The following is a 14,657-nucleotide window of genomic DNA, read 5'->3' on the forward strand; positions in this document are numbered from 1 at the left end:
CATTCCCAATGAGATGATCCGATCAATCGATAACCGGGCGTTATCGAGTTGGCGCTATTGCCCGCGCAAATACTGCAGCAGCGTATTCAACGCCACCGACCTTGGCCGGGAACGCAAGGTCAGCAGGCCAATGTTGACCATGGAAATCGGCAGCTCGACCGGCAACACAGCGACCATGCCATAGCGCGCATAATGCTCGGCCACGTCATTGGGCACCACCGCGATCATGTCCGACGCCTCGAGCATCGCGGTGGTTGCGAGGATCGACGCGGTTTCGACAATGTCCAGCGATTGCACCATGCCGGCGGCCTGCAGCGCCGTTTCCACCCGGCGGCGCATGGGGCTGCCGATGGGGTGCAGGATCCAGGTCAATGCAATCAAGTCGGCCAACTGCAGTGGCGAGGAACCCGCCAACGGGTGACCCGCCCGGGCGATCACGCGCATCTGCTCGCCGTTGTCGAACAGCTCGATGTCCAGGTCCTGACTGTCGCTCTGGTCCGGCAAGCGCCCCAGCACCACATCGAAATCGCCGCGCAGCAAGGCCGGCAGCAAGGTATCGCTGGTACCCACCTCAATGGAAATCCGCACCTTGGGGTGATCGCGCTTGTACGCCAGCACCGCTTTGGTCAGCAGCCGGGGCACCGGCCCCATCACGCTGCCGACGCGCACCCGTCCCATGGCCCCGCGCTCCAGTTCCGCGATCTGCGCCTGGGCCTGCTCGAACTCATGCAGCGCGCCCTGGGCATAACGGATCATCACCTCGCCGTAAAGCGTGGGCTGCATGCCGCGGGGCAAGCGTTCGAACAGGCGCACGCCGAGGCGCTCCTCCAGTTGCTGCAACAGCAGGCTGGCGGCCGGTTGCGTGGTGTGCATCGCCGTGGCCGCCCGACGCAGGTTGCCGAACTCACCCAGGGCATTGAGCAAGGTGATTTGCCGGCTGGAAATTTTCAGCGCGCCAAAACTACGGGGTGGGAGCGTGGTGGCTGCTGGACCTTGAGACATATCAAATCCGGTATCGCTACTTAGGAAACCGTGATTATGCCTGTATCGCTCGGCGACCTACAGTCGAGCCTCCAACTGGTCATCGAGCACAAGAGCCCACCATGAGCATTCGAATCACCCAGCTGAGCGTTCGCGACATCCGTTTTCCCACTTCCCTGTCGCTGGACGGCTCCGATGCGATGAATAGCGCGCCGGACTATTCCGCGTCCTACGTCGTGCTGCACACCGACGCCCCTGGCGGCCTGGAAGGCCACGGCCTGACGTTCACCATCGGACGTGGCAACGAGATCTGCGTGGCGGCCGTGCAATCCCTGGCCCCGATGGTGGTCGGCCTGACCCTGGAAGAGATCGTGGCCGACATGGGCGCCTTCTGGCACACCATCACCGTGGGCGATAGCCAACTGCGCTGGCTGGGCCCGGAAAAAGGCGTGATCCACCTCGCCACCGCGGCCATCGTCAACGCCCTCTGGGACCTGTGGGCCAAGCACGAAGGCAAGCCCGTATGGAAATTGTTGGCCGACATGAGCCCGGAACAATTGGTGCGCTGCCTGGACTTCAGCTACGTCACCGACGTGCTGACCCCGGAAGAAGCCATCGCCCTGCTGCGCCGCCAGGTGCCGGGCAAGGCCCAGCGTGAAGCGCAGATGCTGCGCGAAGGCTACCCCGGCTACACCACCGCGCCGGGCTGGCTCGGCTACAGCGAAGACAAAATGCGCCAACTGGCCCGGGCCGCGGTCGCGGACGGCTGGACCCACATCAAGCAGAAAATCGGCGCCAACCTGGAAGACGATATCCGCCGCGCAACGATTTTGCGCGAAGAAATCGGCTGGGAACGGACCCTGATGATGGACGCCAACCAGGTCTGGGACGTCGATGAGTCGGTCGCGAACATGCGCCGCCTGGCCGCGTTCGAACCGTTGTGGATCGAAGAGCCGACCAGCCCCGACGACATCCTCGGCCATGCCAGCATCCGCCGGCGCATCGCACCGATCGGCGTCGCCAGCGGCGAGCATTGCCACAACCGGGTGATGTTCAAGCAGATGTTCCAGGCCGGTGCACTGGACTTCTGCCAGTTGGACGCGGCGCGCCTGGGCGGCCTGAACGAGGTGTTGATCGTGCTGCTGATGGCCGCCAAATTCAACGTGCCGGTCTGCCCCCATGGCGGTGGCGTCGGTCTGTGCGAGTACGTGCAGAACATCGCCCTGTTCGACTACATCGCCGTCTCGGCCTCGCTGCACAACCGGGTCCTCGAATACGTCGACCACCTGCACGAGCACTTCCTCGACCCGGTGGTGATCCGCCGCGGCCGCTACATGCCACCGCAGCGTGCGGGCTACAGCATCGAAATGACCGCTGAAACCCTGGAGCGTTACCAGTATCCCCACGGACAGGTGTGGCTCGATATCGCCGGCACTTGATCGTCACGGCCGCGACCGCCCAGACAAGGCTTCCAGCGCCCATTGTTCAGGAGCGCTGCAGGACCTTCCGTTCAGCGCTCATGGCTGTTCGTACACCCCCTGGCGGGCTCAAGCCAGCAGCTCGGTGATCCACCGGGCCTGCCGGGCGACCTCTTGCACCTTCTCCTCGGGCACGGCCTGCCGCGCCCGGTCGAAGTTACCCAGGGTCTTCTGCTTCTGGCGCAGCAGGCGTTGCCACTTGGCCAGGAACACCGGGTTGCGTGCCTGCATCTGCAGCGGGCCGAAGTACAGTTCCTCGGGGCTGTACACCACCGGCCCGGCGCGCTCGGCGACGATGATTTCGTAGTAGAAACGGTTTTCCCGCAGCAACTCTTCGCAGAGGATGCGGTAGCCATTGTCCATCAGCCATTGGCGCAGCGGCTGCTCGCCGCCGTTGGGCTGCAGGATCAGCCGCTCCCGGCCGCTCAGGCGCGCCTTGCCACTGTCCAGGATGTCGCGGATCGTTTCGCCGCCCATGCCGCAGACGCTGATCGCCGTGATCCCGTCTCCCGGCTCGATCGCCGCCAGGCCATGGGCCAGGCGCACGCTGATCCGCTGCTCCAGGCCGTTCTCGCGCACGGTGCGTTCGGCCGAGCGGAACGGCGTCAATGCCACCTCGCCGGCCACCGCCGTCGCTATCGCGCCACGGCGCATCAACGCCACCGGCAGGTAGCCGTGATCCGAGCCGATATCGGCCAGGCGCGCCCCGGCGGGCACCTGCGCCGCCACGCGCTCCAGGCGCATCGACAATGTCTGTTCGTTCAACTGCAGTTCCTTTTCACACGTACCGTCTAATCTGAGAGTATCCGACTGCACACACGCTGCCAGCCGCCTCATGCAGAAAAAGGCCATGATCGCAAAAACGGCACACCACTGCTCGTCTTGGGTCCTGCCCTCGCTGCTCGCCATCCACCTGGCGTTGCTGGCGGGATGTTCAGGCAAGGCGGCCACAGCTCGCTATCCGGCGTCGAGCCTGGGCTCCAACTGCTATGCCAAGGCGCTGCCCACGTCCGGCGAGGGCGGCCTCGCCTGGGGCGACACCTTGAGCGTGGCGCGCAAGAAATCCCTGAATAACTGCATTCGCTACGCCGGCCGATCCGGTGGCACGCCGGATACCTGCCAAGTGGTGTTGGCCGAATGCAGAAAATAGGCGTGTAGCAAACAGGCGTGCAAAAAATAGCAGCGCAGAAAATAGCGTGCGGAAATATTCGCTCACTTAAATTAAACATGTGTTTCCTTCGTTCTTCTCTACGTCGCAGTTCTTCACTGCCCGTTCCTGTCCGTCTGGAGTTCTCAATGCCCTCGCCCAAATCCTTGCCCGCTGCGCTGCTGGGGCTGGCCCTTGCCTGTCCCGCCCTGGCCGAGACCCGAGGCCTGGAGCTTGGACAAGTGCTGATCGGGGCCGAGGACCGCAGCGGTGAAGACGCCTCGATCGAGGACGCCAGGGCCCGGCTGGCCGAAGTGCCCGGCGGCACCAATGTGGTCGACCTGCGCCGCGCCCTGCAAGGCCGCGTGGCCAGCAACCAGGATGTGCTGGCCTATCAACCGGGGGTCTATGCCCAGTCTGCGGGCAACGAAGGGGTCAAGATCTCGATCCGCGGGTCGGGGATCAACCGGGCGCCGGGCGCCCATGCTTCAGGTGTGTACGCCATGCTCGACGGCCTGCCACTGACCGGCCCTGGCGGCACGCCTTATGAATTGCTGGAGCCGTTGTGGCTCGACCACGTGGAAGTGCTGCGCGGCGCCAACGGTTTCGACCGGGGCGCCCTGGCCTTGGGCGGGGCCATCGATTACGTCAGCCACACCGGCTACGACGCACCGCTGTTGCAGGTGCGCTACGCCATGGGCAGCCACGGTTATCAGCAGCGCCAGGTCAGCTCCGGGCAGGTGCTGGGTGACTTCGACTACTACGTGGCCACGACCGACGCGCGTGCCGACGGTTACCAGGACCACACCGCCAGCGACAGTCAGGGCTTCATCGCCAACTTCGGCTATCGCTTCAATTCGAACCTGGAAACCCGCTTCTACCTGCGTTATCGCCAGACCGACAACGACCTCGCCGGACGCGTGACCAAGCACTCCATCGAGCACGACCCACGGGCGGCCAACCCCGCCTACGTGGCGCGGGACGACAGCCGTGAGCAACCGGGCAGCACCTTCATCGGCAACAAGACCACCTACTACATCGACGACGATTCGAGTATCCAGACCGGCCTTGTCTACCACGACTACCCCATGGACCTGCGCGAGGGCCCCAACCGCTTGAAGGTGGCGTACACGGACGTCAGCGGCACCTTCGACTACAAGCGACGCGACACCCTCTGGGGCCTGGAAAGCCGGAGCACTGCGGGCCTGCGTGTCACCAGACACCTGCCCAATGCCGGCGCCAGCGAATCGGTGCGCATCCCCAGCGGCAACACCGCAGGTTATGCGCCGGGCACGCCCATGCGCAACTTCACCTACCAGGGTTCGGACACCGTCCTGCACCTGGGCAATGACCTGGAGATCGCCGACGACCTGTGGCTGACGACCGGCCTCGCCGCCATTTACACCCGCCGCGAAAGCGCCGTGACCTACCCGCAAGGCGGTGGCAAGACCAGCCTGAACGACTGGGACTACGCCCCGCGCCTGGGCCTGCGCTACCAACTGACACCGGAGCTGCAGCTGTTCGGCAACCTCAGCCGCTCGGTCGAAGCGCCACACCCCTGGTCGCTGATCTACAGCGCCGACCAACGCTTCCCGGCCGGTAGCGGCGCCGCCACAGGCACCCAGCGCGATCCGATCAAGTTGCAAAACCAGACCGCGACCACCCTGGAAATCGGCGGCCGCGGCGACAGCACAATCGGCCAATGGAGCCTGGCCTGGTACTACGCCCAGGTGCACCACGAATTGCTCTCGGTGCTGCCGGATGCCAACGCCATCACGCCCTACGAACTCAACGCCAGCCCCACCGTGCATCAGGGCGTGGAAGCCAGCCTGTCGAGCGACCTATGGTCACGGGACGACGGCGGCCAACTGAGCCTGCGCCAGAGCTATACCTTCAGTGACTTCCATTACCGCGACGACGACCGCTTCGGCGACAACCGCCTGCCAGGCCTGCCGATGCACTATTACCAGGGCGAACTGCGCTATGACTGGCCCCAGGGTTTCTTCGCTGCGCTCAATACCCAGTGGGTGTCCAAGGTCGCAGTTGATTACGCCAACAGCTACTACGCCGATCCCTACGCACTGTTCGGCGCGACCCTGGGCTACAACGCGCCCAAGGGCGACTGGCAGACCTGGCTGGATATGCGCAACCTGACCGACCGGCACTACGCGGGCACCGTCACGCCGGGCTATGACGACAAAGGCCTGGATGCGGCACGGTCCACGCCGGGCGAGGGGCTGGCGATGTATGTCGGGGTGTCGTGGAGCTTGCGCTGAGACTGGACGTACCGTCTGTAACAGCCGGTAATTCTACAGCCGGTCCGGGTGGCTGAAGGATTGCCGGGCGTCCCGGCCAGCGGCGTTTGAGCGAGGCCTAAGCGCCGCGCTTGCGCCGCGCCTGTGCATCTTCCGCCAACGCCTGACGCACCAGCGCCCGAGCCGCCCAGGCGGCGGTGTCGAGGGATTCTTCGATGCTCGCGCCACTGATGTCACGCACGGCGATCAACGCCTCGGTACCCATCACGATCGACAGCGCCTGCTTCAGGCGTTTGCGCGCCCGGGGCGACAGCACGTCTTTGAGCGAGTCGACGATCGGCTCGATATAGCTCATCCGTCGACCCGGTCGCAGGGGCTCGTGGGACTCGCTTTCGAGCCACACCGTCATGAACGAACGCTCCATCACGTGCAGGCCGATCTCGTCGTCGAGCAGCAACGTATTCAACGCATTCGCCGCCAGACCGATGCCCTTTACCGGATCCTCTCCCGGCCGCCAGAGGTTCTCCAGCGGCTGCATCTCACGATCGGCCGCCGTCTCGCTGATCAACGCCTCCATCGAGGGAAAGTAGCGATACGCCGTGGCGCGCGACACCTTCGCGCGCTCGGCCACTTGCGCCACGGTAGGGTTATGGCCCTCGTCGCGCATGGCCACGGCGGCATCGATCAGTGCCTGCCGGGTTCGCAGCTTCTGGTTGGCGCGAACCTGCGCATCGCCGTCCCGGACAGGCGGGCTTGACTTCGGGGTCGCCATGGAATAAATGATACTCCGTCTTGTAATGAGACATGAGTCTCATAATAGACACAACGGCGACCCGCAACAAGAGGCCGCCCATTATGAGCACGCATGAGGTGAATGCCATGAATCACACTCCCCGTTCACGAACCTGGTTTCGGCTCGCGGCCCTCTACTTTGCGCTTGGCGTGATGCTGGGTGTGGCGATGGGCGCGTCCGGCGACCACTCGCTCTTCGCGGTCCATGCCCATATCAATCTGTTGGGATGGGTGTCGATGGCACTGTTCGGCCTGATCGCCACACTGCACCCGTCAATCACCGAAGGGCGCACGGCTGCCGCACAGTTCTGGACCTACAACGTTGGCGTCCCGGTGATGCTCGGCGCCCTGACACTGCGCCTCAAGGGCTTGCCGTCCGTCGAGCCATTGATTGGCGTCGCCTCGATCCTCATTGGCTGCAGCGTGCTGCTGTTTGTGTGGCTGGTGTTCTCGCGCATCGGGGTCACGGCCAAGGGCTTGAGCGGCGCGACTGGTGAATCACGGCTGTCATGACCCGCTGTGTATCACAGTGTGTCTGACTGGCAGCTGGATACACAGGTTTGCACCCGGCCCGTGATTCGACACAGGCCGGATACGTCGCCGCGGTCAAATGCAACCCAGGTTTCAAAGGGATCACACAGACACCCTGGCCAACGGCTTGTAACGGAGACATCAGCATGAAAATGGCACTGCAGGATACAACCGGCAAAACCCGCCGCCGTCTGCTCGGCTCGTCGCTCCTCGCGTTCACCCTGTTCGGCGTTCTCGGTGCGGCGCAGGCGCAAACCACCACCGCCGCGCAGCCCGCCGCGACCAACGCCGGTGCCACCCATGCATCCCCCTCTCCGTTCGGCCCGTTGAAGCATGTCAATGCCGGGCTGCTGAACGTGGCGTACGCCGAAACAGGCCCGGCCGACGGGCCGGTGGTGATACTTCTGCACGGCTGGCCTTATGACATTCACAGCTATGACGAGGTCGCCCCCTTGCTGGCAGCCAAGGGCTATCGGGTGTTGATGCCCTATGCGCGGGGCTATGGCGACACGCAATTTCTCTCGGAGAAAACCCTGCGCAACGGCCAACCCGCTGCGCTGGCCAGTGACGTCATCGACTTCATGGATGCACTGAAGATCAAACAAGCCGTGCTCGGTGGCTATGATTGGGGCGCGCGTTCGGCCGACATCGTCTCGGCGTTGTGGCCGGAGCGGGTCAAGGCGCTGGTCTCGGTCAGCGGCTATCTGATCGGTAACCAGGCGGCCGGCAAGAACCCGCTGCCGCCCAAGGCTGAGTTGCAGTGGTGGTATCAGTTCTACTTCGCCACCGACCGCGGCCGCGCCGGGTACGAGAAAAACACCCACGACTTCGCCAAGCTAATCTGGCAGTTGGCGTCGCCGCAATGGGCCTTCGATGACACCACTTTCGAGCGCAGCGCCAAGGCGCTGGACAACCCCGACCATGTCGACATCACCGTCTTCAACTACCGCTGGCGCCTGGGCCTGGTCCAGGGCGAAAGCCGCTACGAGGCGCTCGAGCAGAAACTGGCCACGGCGCCGTCCATCAATGTGCCGACCATCACCCTGGAGGGCGATGCCAACGGCGCCCCGCACCCTGCCCCCGAGGATTACGCCAAGCGCTTCACCGGCAAATACGAGTTCCGGCTGATCAGCGGCGGCATCGGCCACAACCTGCCCCAGGAAGACCCGCAGGCGTTCGCCAAGGCGGTGATCGATGCGGATCACCTTTGAGGCCGGGTTGACGGCCGGATTTCCCTGAACATCACATCGCCGATACACCTCGCCCCCTGTAGGAGCTGTCGAGCGAAGCTCGGCTGCGATCTTTTGATCTTGCTCCCCTGCGATCCCAAGCAGACCAGGATCAAAAGATCGCAGCCTGCGGCAGCTCCTGCATTGACCGTGTCCGACGCCAATATGAATTGACCTCAATGGGGTGCCGCTCCTTGAGGCACTAACCACAGGCATTCATGTCCTACCCCTACCGCATTGATATCAGCCAGAATGGCGCCCAAGGTATCCGCACCTCGTGGAACGCGCTACCTGGGATCAAGCTGGACACCGCACAGGGTTAGTGCACATCAGTCGTAGAAGGACATGTAGATGCTCGGACGCAAACCACCAGAGTCAAAGTCAGACGGCCCCACTGAAACCTCCTCTGCGAAAGCGGGAGCGACCTTCCAGCTCATCGTGAGCTTTATGCTCGTGGTTATCCTGGCCTTCCTCGCCATTGAAGGTTGGCGGACCTGGCGCGACTATCGTGCCGCCTTTGCCTCTGCCCGCGACTCCGTGACCAACCTGGCGCGTGCAACCGCCCAGCATGCCGAAGACGCCATCCGGCAAGTCGATGTGCTGACCGCCGCGCTTGGTGAACGGGTGGAAGGCGATGGCTTGCAGAACATCAACGTCCCTCGCATCCACAAGCTTCTTGTCCAGCAATCGAAAATCATGCCGCAACTGCACGGGCTGTTTATTTACGGCGCTGACGGGCGGTGGATCGTCACGGACAAGGCCGTGACCCCAGACACCGTGAACAACGCCGACCGCGATTACTTCCAGTACCACCGCACTCACGCCGATCGCAACGTGCGCATCGGCGAGGTCGTCAGAAGCCGGTCCACCGACGATCTGATCATTCCCATCTCTCGCCGCTTGAACCATCCGGATGGCTCCTTCGCCGGCGTGCTGCTGGGGACGATCAAGGTCAGTTACTTCGTGGACTACTACGGCGATTTCAAAATTGATGATAAAGGCGCCCTGGTCCTGGCCATGCGCAGCGGAACCATCCTGGTGCGGCGTCCCTTCATCGCATCCGTCGTCGGCAAAAGCCTGGCGGACAGCGAGATTTTCCGACGCTATTTGCCCAATGCCCACGAGGGCGTCGCGGAAGTCAGAGCGATCACCGACGATACCGAGCGCCTGTACGCTTACCGGGCATTGAGCACCTATCCTCTGGTCGTGGAAGCCGGCCTCTCTCGTGAATCCATCACCGCACCCTGGCGCAGGGATCTACTGAAAACCGGATGGGTGCTGGTGTTCCTGACCGCGGTACTGGCGGTGTTCGGCCTGATCGTCCTGAGTCAGCTGCGCCAGAGAATGGTCATGGAAAGGGAGCTGCGTCATGCGCACCAGGCCATGCGAGACATGGCATTGACGGACAGCCTGACCGGGCTGGGCAATCGTCGACGCCTGGACACTGCACTGCAGGATCAGATTCGCTGGGCACAGCGTCATGGCTCGCCGCTGTCGTTGATCATGCTCGATGTCGACTACTTCAAGCGCTACAACGACAGGTACGGCCATGCCGCCGGCGATGACTGCCTGAGCGCGGTCGGCGGCGCGATCCAGCAAGTGGTCAAACGACCCGGGGATCTGGCCGCCCGGTACGGTGGCGAAGAATTTACCGTGCTGCTTCCCGACACGGACAGCGCGGGCGCACTGAAGGTTGCCCAGGATATCCTGCAGGCCATTCGCTCACTGAACATCGAGCACTCCGAGCACCCCTTGGGGACGGTCACGGCCAGCGCAGGCATTACCACCCGCCAGCCCAACATCGAAAACGTGACGCCGGGCAGCTTGCTGAAGTCGGCTGACGCGCAACTGTATCTAGCGAAGCACAGTGGGCGAAATTGCGTGATGTAGTGGTCGGTTGACACGCTACGTCACGCACACAATGTACCTCACCGCGCCCTCCAGAAAAGCGCCTTCCACCTGCCCTACCGGACCACTTCCCAACGACTCGCCAACCGAATGATCAAGCGCGCAAAATATGCGCCCGTCAGCAGCACCACGAACAACCGCAAAGTCTGCATTGCCAGCACCAGCCCGACATCGGAATGGGTGTCCACCGCAATGATCGCCATGGAATCCAGCCCGCCCGGGCTGGTGGCCAGGTAAACCGAGAGAAAATCCTTATCGAGCAGCGCTGCCAGCAAAAAGGCGGACAACGCACAGACTGCAATCATCACCACCGCGCCCAGGATCATCGCCGGCATCCGCCGCCAAACGTAAAAGATCGTCAGGCGATCAAAGCCCAGGCCCACGTAGCAACCAATCGCCCCGTAGGCCGTGGCAAGCAGCCAGCCAGGCAGGGTTATTTGCAACAAGCCGCTCATTTGCAAGACGGCCCCCAGCAGCAGAGGCATGAGCAGTGCGCCGGCCGGAAGGGCATTACCCAATGCGACGCCCGCCAGCAACGTGGCCAGGGTGAGCCCGACGTCCAACAGGTTGAAGTGTGGCAACGCGGCGCTGGCCGCATGCAATTCGCTGCGTCCGGTCGGTGCCCCCAGCCAATGGCTGACCAGCGCTCCGATCAGCACCACGCACACCACCCGCACGTACTGCATGGTGGCGACCACCCGTGAGTCGGCGCCGAAGTCTTCAGACATCGAGACCATCACCGAAGCAGCACCCGGCGCCACCCCCCAGGCCGCAGTACTGGCGGGGATACCGCCCAAGCGCACCATGGCAAGGCCGACCAGCGCACTGAGGCACACGGTCAGCATCGTTGCAAAAAGCATCATCGGCCAGGACTGGGCGAGTGAAGTGAGCACCGCCAGGGTCATGGAATGCGCGGCGAGAATACCCACGGCGCCCTGACCCAGTTTGAACGCATGGCGGTGCACACGAATGCTTGCACCGCACACCCCAAACCCGATAGCCACGAGCATCGGCCCTAAAAACTCCCCGGCGGGCACCTGCAGAAACTTCAACAACTGACCGCCTGCCCCCGCCAGCAGCACTAACGCAATCCATTGGACGGGAGGGGTATGGAGAAGTCGCCGTGGAAGAAAAGACAAAATCACGCTCCAAACGTGGAACGCCCCCGGAAGCGGTGGCGTGCTATCGACAGGGGCAATTATTGATAGCGGGTTCGATCAAGTCTATTTTCTAATAGTGATGAATTGATAACTGTGGGTTATAGGTATGGAACTGCGCGACCTCTTCTATTTTGAAACCATTGCCGCGCTGGGCCACCTGGGCAAGGCAGCAGAAAAACTCAACCGGAGCCAGCCGGCGCTGACCAAGAGCATTCAACGACTTGAAGAGTCATTGGGCGCCCGACTGTTCGAACGCGATGGCCGACGGATCAAACTCACGCCGGTGGGCGAGCTGCTGAAAGTGCGCGGCACGCAGTTGCAGCAGAGCATCGCTGAAACCCGGCGCGAAGTGCGCGATTTTGCCAGTGGGGTCATGGGCAACATCCGCCTGGGCTGCGCCGCATCCATGGCCGACATCCTGCTACCGCACCTGACCGGGGCGTTGCTTTCCCGCGCACCGGAAGTCACCTTGAACCTGGTCATCGGTCAGGACGATTTCTTGCGCGAAGGGCTGGTATCCGGCCGATTGGACATGGTGATCTGCCCGCAGTACGAAGCGGACCCGCTGCTCGATTCCCATGCCTTGTTCGATGATGAAGCAGTGGTGGTCGCCAGCCGGCATCATCCGCTATTCAATGCCAGCTATCAGATGCGCGACTTGTGCCAGTACCGCTGGGTGCTGCCAGCAACCACCGTGGCCGCACGGCGCTGGATCGACAATGCCTTTCAGGAGCGAGACCTGCCCCTGCCCCGGGTGCAGATCGAGACCACCTCGATTTCCCTGTTGCCGCGCCTGATCGGCGAAACCCACCTGCTGTGCTTCCTGGCCCGGGAGACCCTTGAAGACGTCAAAGGCGTGACGCACCTTCGAGAAGTGGCGCTCAAGGAAACCACGATGAACCGCACCATCGTCGTGTTCGTTCGCATGGGCGCCTATCTGTCGCCGAGCGCGCAATTGCTGCTGGCTATTTTAAAGAACGAAGGGGCGCCGTTTTTTACGGGCGTGCAGGCGGTATAGCGCTGACCCACCGCCTGACCTCAAACCTGTATGGCAGAAGCCGGCGCCTCCACTGCATTGAAGTCCTGCGGATAGCGCTGGGCAGAAACGGCACGGCCGGGTGAGCGGTCAATCTGCCGTTGCCTGAACGACGCTGCGTGCGCGGCTGGTTGATTCAGTGCCCCGCAACCGCAGGCCTGCCAGCCGCACGCGGGCCTGACTTGAAGCCGTGAGCCCGAGCCCCCCAGGCAATCGCAAAACCCACCCCCGCCAGTACCACCATTGCCCACGGAAAAGAGGCGACGCCCCAGTTGTCCAGCAATACCCCACCCACCACGCCACTCCCGGCAATCGCACTGTTCCAGGCCACCACATTCAACGACATCGCTACATCCGCCCCATCCCCCGCCGCATCCGCCAGCGCCGTTTGCAACAACGTCGCCGCCCCGCCGAAGCTCAACCCCCAAACCGCCACACCGATGCAGATCACCTCAGGCACGCTACCCAAAAAGCCAAACACCACAGAAACTGCCGCAAACGCCGCCAGGCTCACCAGCACAGTCTTGCGCAACAACGGCTCAACCAATTTGGCGGTCAGCCAAATGCCCATCAACGCGGCAATACCAAACACCAGCAACACCAGATCCACCCGATCCCCCAACCCCGCCGACGCCACGAACGGTGCGATGTAGGTGTAGAGAATGTTGTGTGCCAGCATCCAGCTGATCACCACCGCCAGCACCGGTCGCACGCCCGGCGTGGTCAGCACTGTGCGCAGCGACAGGCGTCGGTGCGCGGCCTGGGGTGGGTAGTCGGGGACTTTCACCAGCACCCAGGCGATCAGCACCAGAGTCAGGGCCGACATCAGGCCGAAGGCAGTGCGCCAACCCACCAGGTCACCCAGCCAGGTACCCAGGGGCACGCCCAGGGACAGGGCAATCGGCGTGCCGACCATGGCCAGCGCCAGTGCTTTGCCCTGTTGATGCGGCGCGACCATGCGGCGGGCGTAGCCGGCCAGCAGGCTCCAGGCCAGCCCCGCCGCGACGCCGGCGAAAAAACGCGCGACCAGGATCACGCCGTAGTGGGACGACAGCGCGGTGATGGAGTTGAACAGCAAGAAGCCGACGATGGTCAGCAGCAGCACGTTACGACGACGCCAGCCGCGGGTGGCGATGGTCATGGGGATGACCGCCAGCACCGAACCCAGGGCGTAGGCGGTGACCATCTGGCCGGCCATGGAAGGGGAAATCGCCAGGCCTTCGCTGATCAGCGGCAACAGGCCGGCGGGCAGGGTTTCGGTGACGATGCAGATGAAGCCGGTCATGGCCAGGGCGAGCAAGGCGCCGATGGGCAAGCGATCGGACGCTGCCGACAAGGTGATTGAGGGTGTCACGGGAGACTCCTTGAATGAGGATTTCAGACTTAAATACTGATCGGTATAGATGTTGCGGGCCGTTGTCACTCATTGTCAACGACTTATGTATCGATTAGTATTTATCTCGTCCTCCAGAGGAATCCTGCCATGGCGCAAATGGGCCGTCCCCGCACCTTCGACCGCGACCAAGCCGTGGAACAGGCCTTGCACCTGTTCTGGCAACACGGCTACGACGCCACCTCCCTCGCCCAGTTGAAAGCCGGCTTGGGGGGCGGGATTTCCGCGCCGAGTTTTTACGCCGCGTTCGGCTCCAAGGAAGCGTTGTTCGATGAGTGCGTGCAGCGTTACCTGGCGACTTTCGCCCGGGTCACCGAATGCCTGTGGGACGAGCGCCTGCCGCCACGCCAGGCGATCGAGACCGCGCTGCGCCAATCGGCGCGCATGCAGTGTGAAGACGGCCATCCCAAAGGCTGCATGGTGGCCCTCGGCGTGATGAGCGCGCCCAGCCCGGAGAATGCCCGGGTGACCGACGCCCTGACCCGGTCCCGCGCCCGCACTCGCGCGGGGATTCTGGCGTGTGTCGAGCGAGGTATCCGTAGCGGTGAGTTACCGGACACTGTGCACGCCCCCGCGATGGCTACGGTGTTCGACAGTTTCCTGCAGGGGATTTCCATCCTCGCCCGGGATAACACGCCGCATGAGATCATCGATGCGGCCATCACCCAGGTCCTGCTGACGTGGGACATTGCAGCCGCTACCGGACCGTCACCTGAGGCGAGGCACAGTGCGGTGCAATGACGGTGT

13 protein-coding genes are annotated in these 14,657 nt (G+C 63.3%); 8 read left to right on the plus strand and 5 right to left on the minus strand.

Annotated features, from left to right (window positions below; translation table 11 throughout):
* Window positions 1–54: 54 nt before the first annotated feature.
* Window positions 55–1,002 (minus strand): LysR family transcriptional regulator, encoded by a 948-nt coding sequence (locus ELQ88_RS22460; RefSeq protein ID WP_138967832.1) that lies wholly within the window; start codon window positions 1,000–1,002, stop codon window positions 55–57.
* Window positions 1,003–1,103: 101 nt separating this feature from the next.
* On the opposite strand from ELQ88_RS22460, the gene ELQ88_RS22465 reads away from it, so the two are divergent.
* On the plus strand, window positions 1,104–2,420 hold the full coding sequence (locus ELQ88_RS22465; RefSeq protein WP_138967834.1) for an L-fuconate dehydratase: 1,317 nt from the start codon (window positions 1,104–1,106) through the stop codon (window positions 2,418–2,420).
* Window positions 2,421–2,528: 108 nt separating this feature from the next.
* Here ELQ88_RS22465 and ELQ88_RS22470 read toward each other — a convergent pair whose 3' ends face one another.
* Window positions 2,529–3,224, minus strand: a complete 696-nt coding sequence (locus ELQ88_RS22470) for a tRNA (adenine(22)-N(1))-methyltransferase TrmK (RefSeq protein WP_228761553.1) — start codon at window positions 3,222–3,224, stop codon at window positions 2,529–2,531.
* A gap of 85 nt (window positions 3,225–3,309) precedes the next feature.
* On the opposite strand from ELQ88_RS22470, the gene ELQ88_RS22475 reads away from it, so the two are divergent.
* Window positions 3,310–3,609 carry a hypothetical protein gene (locus tag ELQ88_RS22475; RefSeq protein ID WP_128873095.1) on the plus strand — a complete coding sequence of 100 codons (300 nt, stop codon included), beginning with the start codon at window positions 3,310–3,312 and terminating at the stop codon, window positions 3,607–3,609.
* Between the two features lie 146 nt (window positions 3,610–3,755).
* The gene (locus tag ELQ88_RS22480) at window positions 3,756–5,882 is read left to right on the plus strand and encodes a TonB-dependent receptor (protein WP_138967838.1); all 2,127 of its coding nucleotides are present in this window, start codon (window positions 3,756–3,758) and stop codon (window positions 5,880–5,882) included.
* 97 nt (window positions 5,883–5,979) lie between these two features.
* Here the strand turns inward: ELQ88_RS22480 and ELQ88_RS22485 are convergent, their stop codons facing one another.
* Window positions 5,980–6,633: a TetR/AcrR family transcriptional regulator gene (locus tag ELQ88_RS22485; protein WP_138967840.1), complete on the minus strand. Its 654-nt coding sequence runs from the start codon at window positions 6,631–6,633 to the stop codon at window positions 5,980–5,982.
* A 107-nt stretch (window positions 6,634–6,740) separates the two neighbouring features.
* On the opposite strand from ELQ88_RS22485, the gene ELQ88_RS22490 reads away from it, so the two are divergent.
* The 3 genes from ELQ88_RS22490 (at window position 6,741) to ELQ88_RS22500 (ending at window position 10,303) form a co-directional block, all read left to right on the plus strand.
* Window positions 6,741–7,166 (plus strand): hypothetical protein, encoded by a 426-nt coding sequence (locus ELQ88_RS22490; protein ID WP_138967842.1) that lies wholly within the window; start codon window positions 6,741–6,743, stop codon window positions 7,164–7,166.
* 164 nt (window positions 7,167–7,330) lie between these two features.
* A complete protein-coding gene (locus tag ELQ88_RS22495; RefSeq protein WP_138967844.1) occupies window positions 7,331–8,395 on the plus strand; it encodes an alpha/beta hydrolase in 1,065 nt (354 codons plus the stop codon).
* 369 nt (window positions 8,396–8,764) lie between these two features.
* Window positions 8,765–10,303, plus strand: coding sequence for a sensor domain-containing diguanylate cyclase (locus ELQ88_RS22500; RefSeq protein ID WP_138967846.1), 1,539 nt, complete (start codon window positions 8,765–8,767; stop codon window positions 10,301–10,303).
* Between the two features lie 74 nt (window positions 10,304–10,377).
* Here the strand turns inward: ELQ88_RS22500 and ELQ88_RS22505 are convergent, their stop codons facing one another.
* On the minus strand, window positions 10,378–11,460 hold the full coding sequence (locus ELQ88_RS22505) for an AbrB family transcriptional regulator (protein ID WP_128873086.1): 1,083 nt from the start codon (window positions 11,458–11,460) through the stop codon (window positions 10,378–10,380).
* 127 nt (window positions 11,461–11,587) lie between these two features.
* On the opposite strand from ELQ88_RS22505, the gene ELQ88_RS22510 reads away from it, so the two are divergent.
* A complete protein-coding gene (locus ELQ88_RS22510) occupies window positions 11,588–12,499 on the plus strand; it encodes a LysR family transcriptional regulator (protein WP_128873084.1) in 912 nt (303 codons plus the stop codon).
* A gap of 154 nt (window positions 12,500–12,653) precedes the next feature.
* Here ELQ88_RS22510 and ELQ88_RS22515 read toward each other — a convergent pair whose 3' ends face one another.
* Entirely contained in the window at window positions 12,654–13,871 is a 1,218-nt protein-coding gene (locus ELQ88_RS22515) for an MFS transporter (protein ID WP_138967848.1), read from the minus strand.
* Between the two features lie 129 nt (window positions 13,872–14,000).
* Here ELQ88_RS22515 and ELQ88_RS22520 point away from each other — a divergent pair, with 129 nt between their 5' ends.
* On the plus strand, window positions 14,001–14,651 hold the full coding sequence (locus tag ELQ88_RS22520) for a TetR/AcrR family transcriptional regulator (RefSeq protein WP_138967850.1): 651 nt from the start codon (window positions 14,001–14,003) through the stop codon (window positions 14,649–14,651).
* Window positions 14,652–14,657 lie beyond the last annotated feature (6 nt).

This window comes from Pseudomonas sp. MPC6 (assembly GCF_006094435.1).
Classification (GTDB): domain Bacteria; phylum Pseudomonadota; class Gammaproteobacteria; order Pseudomonadales; family Pseudomonadaceae; genus Aquipseudomonas.

Coding starts and splice junctions, on each gene's coding strand:
- ELQ88_RS22460 (WP_138967832.1), bottom strand. CDS start 1,002: ATGTCTCAAGGTCCAGCAGCCACCACGCTCCCACCCCGTAGTTTTGGC.
- ELQ88_RS22465 (WP_138967834.1), top strand. CDS start 1,104: ATGAGCATTCGAATCACCCAGCTGAGCGTTCGCGACATCCGTTTTCCC.
- ELQ88_RS22475 (WP_128873095.1), top strand. CDS start 3,310: ATGATCGCAAAAACGGCACACCACTGCTCGTCTTGGGTCCTGCCCTCG.
- ELQ88_RS22480 (WP_138967838.1), top strand. CDS start 3,756: ATGCCCTCGCCCAAATCCTTGCCCGCTGCGCTGCTGGGGCTGGCCCTT.
- ELQ88_RS22485 (WP_138967840.1), bottom strand. CDS start 6,633: ATGGCGACCCCGAAGTCAAGCCCGCCTGTCCGGGACGGCGATGCGCAG.
- ELQ88_RS22490 (WP_138967842.1), top strand. CDS start 6,741: ATGAATCACACTCCCCGTTCACGAACCTGGTTTCGGCTCGCGGCCCTC.
- ELQ88_RS22495 (WP_138967844.1), top strand. CDS start 7,331: ATGAAAATGGCACTGCAGGATACAACCGGCAAAACCCGCCGCCGTCTG.
- ELQ88_RS22500 (WP_138967846.1), top strand. CDS start 8,765: ATGCTCGGACGCAAACCACCAGAGTCAAAGTCAGACGGCCCCACTGAA.
- ELQ88_RS22510 (WP_128873084.1), top strand. CDS start 11,588: ATGGAACTGCGCGACCTCTTCTATTTTGAAACCATTGCCGCGCTGGGC.
- ELQ88_RS22520 (WP_138967850.1), top strand. CDS start 14,001: ATGGCGCAAATGGGCCGTCCCCGCACCTTCGACCGCGACCAAGCCGTG.